This is a genomic window from Bradyrhizobium yuanmingense, from assembly GCF_029167105.1.
In the GTDB taxonomy this organism is placed as follows: Bacteria; Pseudomonadota; Alphaproteobacteria; order Rhizobiales; family Xanthobacteraceae; genus Bradyrhizobium; species Bradyrhizobium yuanmingense_A.
Genome location: NZ_JARFML010000013.1, coordinates 60,414 through 74,693, shown reverse-complemented (window position 1 = coordinate 74,693; position 14,280 = coordinate 60,414). Strand labels below are relative to the sequence as shown.

The window sequence follows — 14,280 nt, the reverse complement described above, 5'->3', positions numbered from 1 at the left end:
CCCCAGATCCCCTGAAAACGTGGGCAATCTTGCACGGCAGGGGTAAAGGGCCCGTTAGATCGATCCTGACCCGGGCTAGGCCAGCACTGGTTGCGCGCTGCCTCTACATTTTCCGGTCGCGTGCATTGGTGAGGTCCCGTTAAGGATATCCGGCGGCAACGCGCGCATGTCTCAGGCACAAGACGCCCGAAATCGCTGCAGCTACCACCCGCTGACCATGGGTGCAGCGCGAGCGAAAAGCGGGCGAGAGGCCTAGCGTCCGATCGTCACGCCTGCGGTCGAAGCATGTCGAGCCTAGCACATTGCTATGGAGGCCGCGGAAGAAAGGATCAGGCGAGAACGGCCTGGCGCTCGCGCACCGGTTCGCGGACGCGCTCGATGGTCCGCGGCTCGGCAAGCTGCGTGAAGCTCCGATGGCTCGCCTGGACCGGTGCCTCGACGATCACGCCCTCACAGACGATCTGTCCGCCGAGCATCCTGAATTCCAGCTTGTCGTAGCGCGGCATCGTCTCGCCGGGTGCCGGGGGCAGCAGCCCGATGCTTCCCTGGATGTTCAGCGCGGCTTCGCCGGTGCCGTGCAGCCGCGGATTCCACATCCTAATTCCGCTCTCCGCCCAGCGCTGCCGGATCAGCGCGGCGCGGTCGGCGGGCTCTGCGGCTCTCGCGCGAACTTTCGGTACGCGACGGAGCTCTGGCGAAGGAGACGCGAGGGCCGGAGCCGGCTCGATGTCGGTGACGCCGCTCAATGAGTCGTTAGTCGCCGCAGCGAGCGGAACATCGTTTGTAGGGACTTGCGGGCTTTCGACAACGGGCGCCGGTTCGCTGTCGGCGCCGGCTTCAGAAGCATCGGTCGTGACGCTATCGGCCTCGGCACGGAGAAGCTCGACTTCTTCGACGGCGACCGGATCGACGGCGGCGGAAACGTCGGGCGAGGAGGCTGCCTCAATGATGACATCAGGGACATCAGTCAAGGCGGTCGCGACGTCCGCTGACGAAACCACAACCTCTTCTAAGACGGCGGAGTCGATCTCTGCAGGAATCTCAGCAGGCGATGGATCGTCGTCAACGATGGCGAGATCAGAGGCTGCAACTGGCTCGCTCTCCGCGCCGGCTGATGCAGCCAGCACCTCCTCGGAGGCTGGCGGCGTCGCGGGCGCCTCGATTTCCGGTACCGCCTCCGGAGAAGGGTCCCCGCTGATACGGATTTCGTCGGACGGATTCTCCGCGACCAGAGCCTGGGTGGCGGGGGTAGCGTCGTCGCGCACCGGAGCGGTGCTGATCTCGGCGCTTGGAGCTTGAGCCGGGACCGCGACGTCTTCGATGATAGCGGGCGAAGCATCCGTGACGGTCGGCGCGACCTCAATGTTGCCGCTGTGCGGCACAGGCCGGAGTCGGGAAAACGCCCAGTTCACCGCAGGGATGCGGCGCAGCAACGATATCAGTCTCGAAAGCACTGGGAGTTGTCCAAGTGGTACTCGGCGTGAGGCAATCGCTGATTCGCCAGCAATGAGAAAACCTGCCCCGGCCGTCACATCCGTGTCAATGTAGGGAGGACCAATTGCAGAACATCCACGCATCCACTGCGCGCAGATGGCGACGCAATCAGATCGAGATCAGGTGCGCAAGCTTACCACACGATGCGGAAACCGCCGGTGCCCCTGTAGCCGTGATTGTCAGAGGGATCATCAACGCTCGCGCGGTAGGTGATCTCGCCGAACACGGCATAACGGCCGTTCGCCCAGCTATATGTGCCGCCGCCGCCGATGCTGCCCCACAGGCGGTCGTGGCCGCTCGCGAATCCGGTGCCGGCGACATCGATCCTGGTGCCGCCCAGGAACTCGTAGTGCAGATTGCCGATGGCGTAGAGGTCGGAGCGGACGATGCCCGTGCCGTCGTTCCAGGTGCGCTGATGATTGAGCGACAGCCCGAGGCGGCCGAGCAGGCTGTCGGCATTGCCGAGCGAGACCAGCGCGCCGAAGCGGTCGGTGAAGGCATCGAAGCCGACCTTTGAATAGGCAAGCTGCGCCTGCGGCGCCAGCCAGAAGCCATTGCCGATCGCGATCCGCTTGCCACCCTCGAGGCTGAACGCATAACCGAAGCCTTCATTGCCATGCGTCATGCTACCCACAAGCGCCGATGACAGGTCGCTGCGGTAGAACATGGTCTGCGCCTGGCCGTCGACATAGAAACCATCGTGGCCGTACCAGGTCGCGGTCGCGCCCACGCCGGTTCCTTGTGCGCGGATGCGGCCGTTGCCGAAGGCAGAAGTGACGAAGGCCGTGGTCAGGCCGTATTGCGCCGTGAGGCCGACGATCAGCCGGCCGCGCCCGTTGTCGAGTGCGACGCCGTCGAGCCCGGCCTGCGCTTTCATCTCGTCGGAATCATAGGTCGATCCCGTGGTATTGGACGGCCGCAATGCGCTCTGCCCGCCTTCGATCCGGCCCCAGAAGGCCGATTGCGTCCATGACCCCTCGGCAGTCTGCGCGGTATTGACGCCGGCGCGCGCCATCGCCCCGCTGCCGCCCCAATAGCGGTTGCCGATGCGCTGCTGCAGGCTCGGCGCCTGGTTCATCCCGAGCAGCACGTGGGCGTAGTTCTCGTACAAGGGAACGCCGGCCTGGTAGAGCGGTCCGGCGGGTGCTGATGGCGGCGGATTGATCAGGCTGGACCGCAGATACCAGTCGCCGTCGGCCGGCGTGCTGATCCCGTTCTGCTGCAGCGTATAGGCATAGGCGCCGCCGCCGACGGCCTGCTGGCCGCCAATGACGTAATCGCCCTGCAGCGCGAAGGTGCCGTTCGAGGCGCCGGCGATGTCGATCACCTTGATGCCCTCGACGGTCTGTCCACCGCTGCCGCCGATATTGGCGATGCGCAGCGTTGAGGCGCCGCTTGTGCTTCCCTGCACCACGATGCGGTCGGTGATCGAGCCGTCGCCGCCGAGCGCCGTATTGAGCAGAAGCGTCCCGTCGCTGCCGACATAGTTGCCGGTCACCGTCAGTGTGGTCCCCGGCGCGCTGCCGAACCGCAAGGTGCCGGCATTATCCAGCGATGCCACCGTCTGATTGAAGCCGTTCAGGTCGAGCGTTGTGCCCGCGTTGGCGGCATAGGTGGAAACGGCACTGAAGGCGCCCGCAGCGCCGCCCCGCAGCGTGCCGCCGGTTAGCGTGGTCGCGCCGCCATAGGTGTTGGCCCCTGACAGCGTCTGCGTGCCGCTCGTGATCGTCAGCCCGCCGGTGCCGTTGATGGTGCCGGCGAAGGTATCGTTGGCGTTGGTGATGATCAGATCTTTTGTGCCGATCGCGACGGTCCCGCTTCCTGCCAGGCTCTTGATGTGTGAGGCCGTGCCGCTGATGGCTGAAATATCGAACGTTGCGTTGGCGACCACCCGGCTCGAATTGGCGAGGGCATCATTGGCAGAACCTGCGGGGCCCGCCAGCGCCAGCGTGCCCTGCTGGATCACCGTTTCGCCGGTATAGAAGCTGCCGGCGCCCAGCGTGAAGGTCCCGGCGCCGAGCTTGGTCAATCCGCCCACCCCTGAGAATCCCAGCGTTCTGACGTTGAACCCGTTAGTATCGACTGTCAGCCCGCCCGCGGCAATATTGGTTTGGTTGACCGCCCCGCCCAAAAAGCTGGAGCTATTGGCCAATGCCCGGACAGTTGCGTTGTCAAAGTTTATTTGCCGCGTTCCCGAGCCCAAGGTTATGTTCGTTGTCTCCAGGACGCCGCCACTTCTGATGTTGAGCGTGCCGGAACTCCCGGCGTTGTTCCCGAGTCTGATTCCGTTTTGCGCGACGACAGTCGCTCCGTTCTCAACGTTGAGTGTGCCGTTGCCGGCGACGCCGACGACCAACTGGGAGCCGGACAAATTCCACCGCGATCCGGCTCCGGTCACCGTGACGATGCCGTTATTTCCTACGCTCTGGCCAATCTGAAGGGTCGCCCCAGTGCTGGTAAGCGTGCTGCCATTCTGGATCGTCAGGTTACCGGATGCTCCTCCACCGCCGACGGCAACACCAATGTTCCCTGTCGTACTGGTCGCCGCACCGGCGATGCCCAGAATGGTCGGACTCGGTAAAATCGAATTAATGGTGACCGCACCGCCGGCCGGCGCCGTGCCACCGGACCAGTTCGAGCCTACGGTCCAGTCGCTGCTCGTGGCACCGGTCCACGTTTGGGCCGCCGCCGATCGCGGCAACAGCGCCGATAGCGCGGCCGCCGAGACGCTCATCAGCAGCAGGCGGCGGAACGCGGCACGCTTGCCTGTGGAGGATAAAAGGTGGCTTGGATGTCTGCCCTGATCGCCGTTCGATTGTCGTGAAGACGCCCCGATGCATTCGCGCATGGTGCACAGCCCTTGTTGTTCTTCTCAGTGCTGCGCCGCATGGCGGATTGCCAAACATCATCGACAGCGGATCGTGATTGTTACGGTATGCGGTTGCCGTTGACCGGGTCAATGCAGATCATTGCCGCGCATTGGGAAAGATGCGCAGTGTGTTTCCGGTGCAACGTCAGGTCGTCAAAGTTAGTGGAGCAGTAACCACGCCAGATCTGCTGGATGCGCGTGACGGCATGTTGCAAAATTGCGACCGCGATTTTGCGCGCGCTCCACAGAGTGCCCCGAACAAGACGCGAGCCGAGACTCGCCTTGCCCTCCAGGGGAGGATGCGGACCGCGCGTGCAGGAAAAGGCGAAAGAGCACTCGCATCCGCCCGTGTTGCGAAACCCGCACAGCAGCCGATGATGCCATAATACCCCTGTTTTGCCCGACGTTGCAAGCGATTCTTCGGAAATGCAGAAAATCCTCAAGGCTCTCAACCCCATCGCTACTGTGCATGGGGTTGTTTTTTCACTTTTTGTTTGCGGGCGCGTCTGGCCCGGGCAGGCGCGCTTTTTCTGCCAGACGAGGTGCATCGTGCGCATCAACCCTCGTCGCAATCCAAGGTTGGGGTTCCCGTCGTCGCCGCGAGCCGCTATTCAGAACCTTCATTGTCTGGTCGAGGACGTCACATGAAGAAGATTGTCACCCTCGGAGCGGCTCTGCTCTGGTCCACCGTCGCAATTGCGCAGGATCGCGCCATCACGGTAGCCTCGACCACCTCGACGGAACAATCAGGCTTGTTCGGCCATCTGCTGCCGCTGTTCGAGAAGGCGGCGGGCATCGGCGTGAAGGTCGTCGCCGTCGGCACCGGCCAGGCGCTGGATATCGGGCGACGCGGCGACGCCGACGTGGTGTTCGTCCATGACCGGACTGCCGAAGACAAGTTCATGTCCGAAGGGCAGGGCGTGAAGCGCTTCGACGTCATGTACAATGACTTCGTCATCATCGGCCCCAAGAGCGATCCGGCGCAGATCTCAGGCAGCAAGGACGCGGCCGAGGCGCTGCGCAAGATCGCGACGGCGAAGGCGCCGTTCATCTCGCGCGGCGACAAGTCCGGCACGCATGCGGCCGAGCTGAGACTATGGAAGGAGGCTGGCGTCGACCTCAGTGCCGGAAAGGACATTTGGTACCGGGAGATCGGCCAGGGCATGGGTCCGGCGCTGAACATGGCCTCGTCGTCGAATGCCTACCTCCTGTCGGACCGCGGCACCTGGCTGTCGTTCAAGAACCGTGGCGAACTCGCCATCCTGACCGAGGGTGACAAGCGCCTCTTCAACCAGTACGGCGTCATGCTGGTCAATCCTGCAAAGCATCCGAACGTGAAGGCGAAAGAGGGACAGGCCTTCGTCGACTGGCTGGTTTCGCCGCAAGGGCAGCAAGCGATCGCCGGGTACAAGGTCGGCGGCGAGCAGCTATTTTTCCCCAACGCGCCCAACTAGGACGAAGGCGACGGTCGAGACTGCGACGCTGAGGGCGAGCAGGATCAGCCCGAGTCCGAGCGCCAGCGGCAGCTCGCCTTTGCTGGTTTCCAGCGCGATCGCCGTCGTCATCGTGCGGGTGAAGCCGCGGATGTTGCCGCCGACGATGATGATGGCACCGACTTCCGCAATGGCGCGCCCGAACGCGGCGAGAAAGGCCGTCAGCAACGAGGTCCGGCCGAGCGCGAACAGCAGGGCCATGCTGCGCAGGGCCGACAGCCCGTCGATCCGCGCCAGGTCGCCATACTCCGCCCACAACAGGCTTGCCGGCCGGTGCACCAGTGCCACCACGATCGGCGTCGCCAGCAGCGTCTGCGCGATCACCATGGCGCTTGGTGTGAACAACAAGCCCGCCGCCCCGAACGGGCCGGACCGCGACAGCAAGAGGTAGAGCGCGAGCCCGACCACGACCGGCGGAAGCCCGAGCAGGGCATTGGTCAGAATGATGATGATTTGGCGTCCCCGGAAGCGGGTGATCGCAAGCAGGGCTCCAAAGGGGGCGCCGATCAGGAGCGCCAGGATGCTGGCGGTCAGGCTGACCCGCAACGACAGGGCGACGATGCCCAATAGCTCGGTGTCGGCTTCGCCGATCAGCGCAAAGGCGGCACCGATGGATCGTGCGAAATCGTTCATCCGGTCTCGGGCAAGCCCCTGTTCCGCGGTAGCCCCGCGCCGCCCTTCTCGCTGCTGCCGCTGCCATAATCAAGGGGCCAGGGGGTGGGTAGCCTCGCCGGAGCCGTTGGAGAAGGGCTCAGGATGATCGGTGACGCGGCCAGGGACCCACAATCGAGGCACCTGGCGGCTCCGCGGGCGGCTTTCTTCCGGCCTCGGATGCGCTAAGGAACAGGATCGGGTCGCGTCGGCCCAATGGCGGTGCTAGACCCTAATGCAGGAACAATGGAGCCGGGCTGCGACTGGCGCGCCCGCAAGGATGAAGGATGTGACGCAATGATCCAGACCGTTGGCATTATCGGGGCAGGGACCATGGGGAATGGCATCGCGCAGGTCTGCGCGGCCGCCGGCCTCTCGGTCGTAATGGTCGATATTTCCGATGCGGCGGTGAACCGCGGCCTCGCGACCGTCGGCGGAAGCCTCGAGCGGCTGGTCAAGAAAGAGAAGATGTCGGCGGCCGACCGCGAGGCGACGCTCAAGCGCATCACCGGCACCACGGACCGGGCGAAGCTGTCGGATTGCGACCTCGTCATCGAGGCCGCGACCGAGAACGAGGAGCTCAAGGTCAAGATCCTTAAAGATCTCTGCGCCACCCTGTCGCCGCGCACGCTGGTCGCGACCAACACCTCCTCGATTTCGATCACCAAGCTCGCCGCCGCGACCGACCGTCCCGACCGCTTCATCGGCATGCACTTCTTCAACCCGGTGCCGGTAATGGCGCTGCTCGAGCTCATCCGCGGCCTGCAGACCTCGGACGACACCCATGCCAAGGCGCTGGATTTCGCCAAGCGCGTCGGCAAAGTGGCGATCACAGCCAAGAACAGCCCGGGCTTCGCCGTCAACCGCATCCTCTGTCCGATGATCAACGAGGCGATCTTCGCGCTCCAGGAGGGCATCGCGACGGCGGAAGAGATCGACGCCGGCATGAAGCTCGGCTGCAACCATCCGATCGGGCCGCTCGCACTCGCCGATCTCGTCGGGCTCGACACCATGCTTTCGGTGATGGAGGTCTTTTACAAGGGCTTCAACGATCCTAAATATCGGCCAGCGCCGCTGCTGAAAGAGATGGTCGATGCCGGTCATCTCGGCCGCAAGACCGGGCAGGGCTTCTACACTTATACCGCCTGATGAAGGCATGAGCGGCGGGCGCCCAGCGTCCGCCGCCAGATCCCGCAATTTGCGCTGCGACAAAGACGCCCCGTGCGATAGGCCCGAGAATGTCGAACGGGCGGCCTGCGGGGACAACGGAACGGATAGCAAAGGACATGTCGGATCGACTGAAGGCCGAGCGGGAAGCTGCGGCCGCGCGCCGGAGCCTGTTGACCCAGGACGCGATCGAGCGAACCGGGATCACCGAGGAGATGATTGGAGAACTCGTCACCCGCTTCTACGGACGCGTGCGCGAGGACGCGCTGTTGGGGCCCGTCTTCGGCGTCGTGCGGAATTGGGACGAGCATCTTGCCAAGCTCAGGGATTTCTGGTCGTCGGTCGTGCTGATGAGCGGCCGCTATCATGGCTCGCCGATGCGGGCACACCTGCCGCTCAGCCTGGCCGGCGGCCATTTCGATCGCTGGCTCGATCTGTTCGAGCAGACCGCGCGCGAGGTCTGCCCGCCGGCGGCGGCTGCGCTGTTCATCGACAAGGCGCGTCGTATCGCCGACAGCTTTGAGATGGCGTCGGCAACACTTGCGGGTCGCATCGCTTCGCCGCGTCACGTGCTCAGGTCGTGAAGGACACGACGTGGGATTTCGCATCGCATCGTGGCGTCGCACCAATTCCTCCGTCATCGGATCTGATCTGCGAAATCATCATGCCATTCGCGCAACGCGATGTAGAAATCGCGAAAACGCGCTTGAACGCGTTTACTCCTGCACAATCAAAGCGAGCAAAGCCATATTGATGCACTGCGGCGCCAAGTCTTCGCCTTGTTTTCGGCAGAGTTCCAGCGCCTGCTAGCGGGCATGGCTCGCGCATCGTTCGGTACCCATCCATCATCCTCCGAAAATGCTACGGAACCCGACATCGATGCGGGCACCGAACAGACACGGCGATCCCTGCTGCTCGGTGCGATGGCGACGACGGCGTGTCTCGGCTGTTCAACCAGGGCCCGCGCAGGTGAGGATCCGCCCGGCTCGGATGAGCGGCCGCAGAAAGGCGATCTGCTCGTCTTCTCCGAAGGTGACCAAGAGGGAAAGCTCGTCACTGCGGCCGATCTCAAGGTCGGTGGACCGCCGATCCATGCCTGGCCGAAGGACCCCACCACATCGGTGGTGCGCAGCGCCTCGCGGCTCAACGAAATCCTGATCATCAAGCTCGATCCCGCCGACCTCGACGAGAAGACCCGCGCGCGGGCCGTCGACGGCATCATCGCCTATTCGGCGATCTGCTCGCATGCGGGTTGTCCCGTCACCGCCTGGGTGAAGAGCGATGTCGGCGACAAGGAGGTGTTCAAGTGCATGTGCCACAACTCCGAATTCGATCCCCGTGCGGGCGCGCAGGTCGTGTTCGGCCCGGCGCCGCGGCGGCTTGCAGCGCTGCCGCTGGCGCTCGCTGACGGTTCGCTCAGCGTCGCCGGCAATTTCATGGGAAAGGTAGGTGGCACACAGCCAGGATGATGGACGGTTGCGGGCTGGGCCCGCCTCACGACTAGCCGCTTCCGCCGAAGGGCGGGCGACGGGACGAACGACAAGAATTTACAACAAGAATTCACAACAAGAATTCAAGCGGATGAAAAGGGGAACGTCCATGAAAACTTCCATGATCAGGAAGCAATGGTTACTGTCCGGCTTGGTCGCCTTCACGTGTCTTGCCTCAACCGCCGCCCTATCGGGTCCGATCGAGAGTTATTCTCCGGTCACCGCGCAGCGGCTGGAAAACCCCGAGCCCAACAACTGGATGCTCTACCGGCGCACCTATGACGGGCACGGCTATAGCCCGCTCGACCAGATCAACACCTCCAACGTGAAGAACCTCACACCGGTCTGGACTTTTTCCACTGGCGTGGTCGAAGGCCATCAGGCCCCTCCGATCGTCAACAATGGCGTGATGTTCGTGACGACCCCGATGGGGCAGGTGATCGCGCTCAATGCGAAGACCGGCGACGAATACTGGCGCTACAAGCGGCAGCTTCCTGACGATCTGTTCCAGCTGCATCCGACCAACCGCGGCGTCGGTCTGTGGGAGGACAAGCTCTACCTCGCCACCACGGACGACCACGTGGTCGCGCTCGATGCCAAGACCGGCAAGGTGCTGTGGGACACGAAGGTGCAGGACTACAGGAAGGGGCAGTACCTCACCCTGATGCCCTTGATCGTCGACGGTAAGGTCATCGTCGGCGGCTCCGGCGGCGAGTTCGGCGTGCGTGGCTATATCGTGGCTTATGATGCCAAGGAGGGCAAGGAGCTGTGGCGGACCTACACCATCCCCGGTGAAGGCGAGCCCGGTCACGACACCTGGCAAGGCGACGACTGGAAGAACGGCGGTGGGTCGGCCTGGATGACCGGGAATTACGACAAGGAGACCAGGACGATCTATTGGGGTGTCGGCAACGCCGCGCCCTGGCCTGGCGACTCGCATCCCGGCGACAATCTCTACACTGCATCAGTGCTCGCGCTCGATCCCGATACCGGCAAGATCAAGGCCTATCACCAATACCACCAGAACGATTCCTGGGATTGGGATGAGGTCGACGCGCCGATGCTGATCGATTTGCAGCGCAACGGCCGCACCATCAAGAGCCTGGTCCATCCCGGCCGCAATGCGATCTTCTGGGTGCTCGAGCGGACTCCGACCAAGATCAATTATGTCGCCGGATGGCCGTTCGTCTTCACCGACGTCTGGAAGGGCATCGACGAGACCGGCAAGCCGATCGTGGATCCCGCGCACAAGCCGGTGATCGGCAAGCGCGTCGAGTTCTGTCCCTCGCTGTGGGGCGGCAAGGATTGGCCGTCGGCGGCCTACAGCCAGAGGACCGGCCTCGTCTACGTGCCTGCCAACGAGAATTTCTGCGGCGGCTTTACCGGCGAGAAGGTGCCGCTCAAGCCGGGCGAGCTCTGGCTCGGCACCAAGCCGGAAGATATCGGCCTGAAGACAAAGCCGGGTGCGGATCATTTTGGCGAGCTCCAGGCCTGGGATCCCGCAACCGGCAAGAAGGTCTGGCAGCACAACTTCCCCAAGTCGCACCTGTTCGGATCGGTCACGGCGACCGCGGGCGATCTCGTCTTCGTTGGCGGGACCAACGACCGCTATTTCCGCGCCTTCCACGCCAAGACAGGCGAACTGTTGTGGGAGCAGAAGACCAACTCCGGCATCGTCGGCATGCCGGTGTCATATGAGATCGACGGCACGCAGTACATCGCAATCCAGTCGGGCTGGGGTGTCGACGCGCAGCGCATCCAGGATGCGCTCGTGACCAACAATATCGGCATCGAGGCCAACGTGCCGCAGGGCGGCGTCGTCTGGGTCTTCGCGCTGAAGAAATAGCTCCGCGGGCGGATCGACAGAAGCGGAGCAGCAGGGGGGTGGCGAATGCGGCGGACGGCAACGTCCGCCGCATTTGTTTGGGCAGCGCCAGACAGTTACTTCCCCTCGCGCTCGACCTTGTCCTTCTCCTTCTGGTTCATCTCGCGAATCTTGGGATCCGGATTGTGCTGCCCGGTGGTCTGGGTGGTTGAGGCGGGTGGGGCGTTGGCATTGGGCAGCGAAGTCTGATCGGGGCCGGTGGGTCGCGGCGCGGTGGCCGGCGGCGCCGTGTTGCTCTGGGCGAATGCGCCCGCGGCGGTCAAAAGAAAGGCGCCCGACAACGAGACTGCGAGCGCCCTTGAGATGTTGGTCATCGATCTGCTCCTGTCAGATCGATGGAAACGGCGCGAGGCGGCTTGTGTTCCGCCTCGCACTTCGGTTCCGTCTCACGCCTCCAATTGCTTGCCGATCGGAAGCGCGCGGATGCGTTTTCCCGTCGCTGCGAAGATCGCGTTGATCAGGGCTGGCGCGAACGGAGGAACGCCGGGCTCGCCGACGCCGCTCGGCGGCGTGTCGGGTCCGGGCGGCACGATGTAGACGTTGGTCACCACAGGCGAGTCGTCCATCCTGACGACCTGGAAGTCGTCAAAATTCTTCTGCTGCACCTTGCCGTCCTTGAAGGTGATCTCGCCGTATTTGGCGAGACTGAGCCCCATGATCGCCGCGCCCTCGATCTGCGAAGCGATGCGCTCGGGGTTGACATAGGTGCCGCAATCGATCGCCGTGTCGACCCGCGGCACCGTCAGCTTGCCCTTGTCGTCGACGGCGACCTCGACGATGGTCGCGATGTAGCTGACGAAGCTGCGGTGCACGGCGATGCCGAGACCGTGGCCCTTCGGCACCTTTCGTCCCCATTCCCCCTTCTCGGCGACCAGCTCGACCACCTTGCGCAGGCGCGCGGTGTCGATCGGGTAGCTGTCCTGGGGCTCGCCGTAATTCCAGAGGTCCTTCACGTTGGGCTTGACGATGCGAGGCGAGCCGATCAGCTCGAGCAGCATGTCCTTCTGGTCGCGGCCCGTTGCCTGCGCGATCTCGCCGACCATCGACTGGACGGCGAAGGCGCGCGGAATGTTCGAGACCGCGCGGAACCAGCCGATGCGGGTGAATGCCGCGGCTTCCGGGTTCTCGCACGAGATGTTCGCGATCTCGAACGGCATATCGACTAGGCCCATGCCGATCTCGAACGGCGCCTGATGCACCGTGCCGGCGGCAAAGGTCGATGCGATGCTGGGAGCCACGCTGCGGTGGCGCCAGGCGATCACCTTGCCGCTCTTGTCGAGGCCGGCCTCGATCCGCTCGACCGAGACGGTGTGCAGGAAGCCGTTGTGGATGTCGTCCTCCCGCGTCCACTGCACCTTCACCGGAGCACCGAGCTCCTTCGAGAGCAGCGCGGCTTCGAGCGCAAAGTCGCATTTCGACTTGCGTCCGAACCCGCCGCCGAGCAGCGTCACGTTGACCGTGACGTTGGCCTCGGGAATGCCGAGCGTCTTGGCGACGTCCTCGCGGGTGCCACCGGGACTCTGAACCGGCGCCCAGATCTCGGCCTTGTCGCCCTTGACGTCTGCGACCGCCACCGGCGGCTCCATGGCGACATGGGCAAGATGCGGAAGGTAGTATTCGCCGACGATCACCTTGTCGGCGCTCTTCAGGGCGGCGTCCGCATCGCCCTCCTTGCGCAGCACGAGGCCGGGCTTGCGCGAAGCCTCCTCGAGCTCCTTGCGGTAGGCGACGGAGTCGTATTTGCCGTTGGGACCGTCGTCCCAGGTCAGCTTCAGCGCGTCGCGGCCCTTGATCGCCGCGCCTGTGTTGCGCGCGATCACCGCGACGCCGCCGAGCGGCTGGAATTTTGAGGGCCACGGCCAGCCGCGCACCTGCATCACCTTCTCGACACCGGGGATCTTCAGCGCCTCCTCCGGCTCGAACTTGACCAGCTTGCCGCCGGTCACCGGCGGACGGGCGATCACAGCATATTTCATGCCGGGCAGCCGCACGTCGGCGCCGTACTGCGCCTTGCCGGTGGTGATGTCGTGGAGATCGACGATGCCGATCTCGCCCTTGCCGAGATAGCGGAAGTTCTTGGGGTCCTTCAGCTTGAGGCCCTCGATGCTGGGCACCGATTCCTTGGCGGCGTCGGCAGCGAGCTCGCCGAAGCCGAGCTTGCGCCCGCTGGCGCTGTGCACGACCTCGTGGTTGACCGCCTTGACCTCGGTCGCCGGCACGCCCCAGCGCTTGGCCGCGGCCTGCTCCAGCATGGTGCGGGCGGAGGCGCCGATCTGGCGCATCGGGATCAGATAGTGCCGCGTGCTGCGCGAGCCGTCGGTGTCCTGGTTGCCGAACTTGACCTCGTCGCCGTGGGCTTGCCGCACCTTGACCCTGGACCAGTCGGCCTCCATCTCCTCGGCCACGATCAGCGGCAGGCTGGTGCGCACACCGGTGCCCATTTCCGAACGGTGCCCGACGATGGTGACGATGCCATCTGCGCCTACCGAAACGAACACGCGCGGATCGACCACGACGCCGTGCGGCATCTTGCCGGCGCCGGTCTCGTAGGCGAGCGCCTGGCGCGACATCACGGGAGCGGCGAGCACGAAGCCGCCGGTGACGCCGAGCCCCTTCAGGATGCTGCGGCGCGTCACCTTCTCGACCTTGATGTGTTTTTCGAAGCCGCGAACCTTGCGGGGATTGTCGATGAAGTTCATGTCACACTCCCGTCGATGCGAGATGGACGGCGTTCTCGATGCGCTGGTAGCAGCCGCAACGGCAGATGTTGCCGGACATCGCCTCGCGGATCTGGTCGTGCGACGGCTTTGGATTGTCCATCAGAAGTGCCGCGGCCTGCATGATCTGGCCGGCCTGGCAGAAGCCGCATTGGGGCACGTTGACCTGGCGCCACGCCTTCTGCACCGGGTGATCGCCGTTCGGATGCAGCCCCTCGATCGTGGTGACCTCGCGTCCGGCGACGTCGTTGACGGAGGTGATGCAGGCGCGCACCGCTTGCTTGTCGACGATGACCGTGCAGGAGCCACACAACGCCTGGCCGCAGCCGTATTTGGTGCCGGTGAGCCCGGCCTCGTCGCGCAGGAACCAGAGTAGCGGGAGATCCGGGTCACCGTCCCAGCTCTGTTCCTGGCCGTTGATCTTCACCTTGATCATGATCGTGCCTCGCTCTTCATAAGCATGCCAAATTCAATTCAAAGTCCGCCGACGCCGCGTCGGCGACGGCTCGTGCGT

At 64.3% G+C, this 14,280-nt stretch carries 12 protein-coding genes and 1 pseudogene; 5 read left to right on the top strand and 8 right to left on the bottom strand.

All coding sequences use genetic code 11. The features are described from left to right. Positions 1–329: 329 nt before the first annotated feature. The 4 genes and pseudogenes from P0R31_RS18580 to P0R31_RS18570 form a co-directional block, all read right to left on the bottom strand. Positions 330–1,433, bottom strand: a complete 1,104-nt coding sequence (locus P0R31_RS18580) for a hypothetical protein (protein ID WP_275515380.1) — start codon at positions 1,431–1,433, stop codon at positions 330–332. Positions 1,434–1,627: 194 nt separating this feature from the next. Beyond that, positions 1,628–3,532: an autotransporter outer membrane beta-barrel domain-containing protein gene (locus P0R31_RS18575; RefSeq protein ID WP_430516844.1), complete on the bottom strand. Its 1,905-nt coding sequence runs from the start codon at positions 3,530–3,532 to the stop codon at positions 1,628–1,630. Positions 3,533–3,802: 270 nt separating this feature from the next. Further along, positions 3,803–4,228 (bottom strand): annotated as a pseudogene (locus tag P0R31_RS41095) (autotransporter outer membrane beta-barrel domain-containing protein); the annotation flags it as partial. Positions 4,229–4,422: 194 nt separating this feature from the next. Beyond that, a complete protein-coding gene (locus tag P0R31_RS18570) occupies positions 4,423–4,920 on the bottom strand; it encodes a hypothetical protein (protein WP_275515378.1) in 498 nt (165 codons plus the stop codon). Between the two features lie 87 nt (positions 4,921–5,007). Here P0R31_RS18570 and P0R31_RS18565 point away from each other — a divergent pair, with 87 nt between their 5' ends. Then, positions 5,008–5,817, top strand: coding sequence for an extracellular solute-binding protein (locus P0R31_RS18565; protein ID WP_275515376.1), 810 nt, complete (start codon positions 5,008–5,010; stop codon positions 5,815–5,817). On the opposite strand, the gene P0R31_RS18560 is transcribed toward P0R31_RS18565, so the two are convergent. After that, positions 5,791–6,489, bottom strand: coding sequence for an ABC transporter permease (locus P0R31_RS18560; RefSeq protein WP_275515374.1), 699 nt, complete (start codon positions 6,487–6,489; stop codon positions 5,791–5,793). The two genes, P0R31_RS18565 and P0R31_RS18560, sit on opposite strands and share 27 nt — an antisense overlap. A gap of 315 nt (positions 6,490–6,804) precedes the next feature. Here P0R31_RS18560 and P0R31_RS18555 point away from each other — a divergent pair, with 315 nt between their 5' ends. The 4 genes from P0R31_RS18555 (at position 6,805) to P0R31_RS18540 (ending at position 11,010) form a co-directional block, all read left to right on the top strand. After that, positions 6,805–7,656, top strand: coding sequence for a 3-hydroxybutyryl-CoA dehydrogenase (locus P0R31_RS18555; RefSeq protein ID WP_275515372.1), 852 nt, complete (start codon positions 6,805–6,807; stop codon positions 7,654–7,656). A 137-nt stretch (positions 7,657–7,793) separates the two neighbouring features. Continuing rightward, entirely contained in the window at positions 7,794–8,258 is a 465-nt protein-coding gene (locus tag P0R31_RS18550) for a group III truncated hemoglobin (protein WP_275515370.1), read from the top strand. A gap of 231 nt (positions 8,259–8,489) precedes the next feature. Then, positions 8,490–9,143, top strand: a complete 654-nt coding sequence (locus tag P0R31_RS18545) for a ubiquinol-cytochrome c reductase iron-sulfur subunit (RefSeq protein ID WP_275515368.1) — start codon at positions 8,490–8,492, stop codon at positions 9,141–9,143. A gap of 142 nt (positions 9,144–9,285) precedes the next feature. Then, positions 9,286–11,010, top strand: coding sequence for a methanol/ethanol family PQQ-dependent dehydrogenase (locus P0R31_RS18540; RefSeq protein ID WP_275515569.1), 1,725 nt, complete (start codon positions 9,286–9,288; stop codon positions 11,008–11,010). 95 nt (positions 11,011–11,105) lie between these two features. Here the strand turns inward: P0R31_RS18540 and P0R31_RS18535 are convergent, their stop codons facing one another. The 3 genes from P0R31_RS18535 to P0R31_RS18525 all read right to left on the bottom strand — a co-directional run bounded on the left by P0R31_RS18535 (position 11,106) and on the right by P0R31_RS18525 (position 14,202). Further along, positions 11,106–11,363 carry a hypothetical protein gene (locus P0R31_RS18535; RefSeq protein WP_275515366.1) on the bottom strand — a complete coding sequence of 86 codons (258 nt, stop codon included), beginning with the start codon at positions 11,361–11,363 and terminating at the stop codon, positions 11,106–11,108. A gap of 72 nt (positions 11,364–11,435) precedes the next feature. After that, positions 11,436–13,748, bottom strand: a complete 2,313-nt coding sequence (locus tag P0R31_RS18530) for a xanthine dehydrogenase family protein molybdopterin-binding subunit (RefSeq protein ID WP_275515364.1) — start codon at positions 13,746–13,748, stop codon at positions 11,436–11,438. 1 nt (position 13,749) lies between these two features. Further along, complete coding sequence (locus tag P0R31_RS18525) at positions 13,750–14,202, bottom strand: (2Fe-2S)-binding protein (RefSeq protein WP_275515362.1); 453 nt, start codon at positions 14,200–14,202, stop codon at positions 13,750–13,752. Positions 14,203–14,280: the final 78 nt, after the last annotated feature.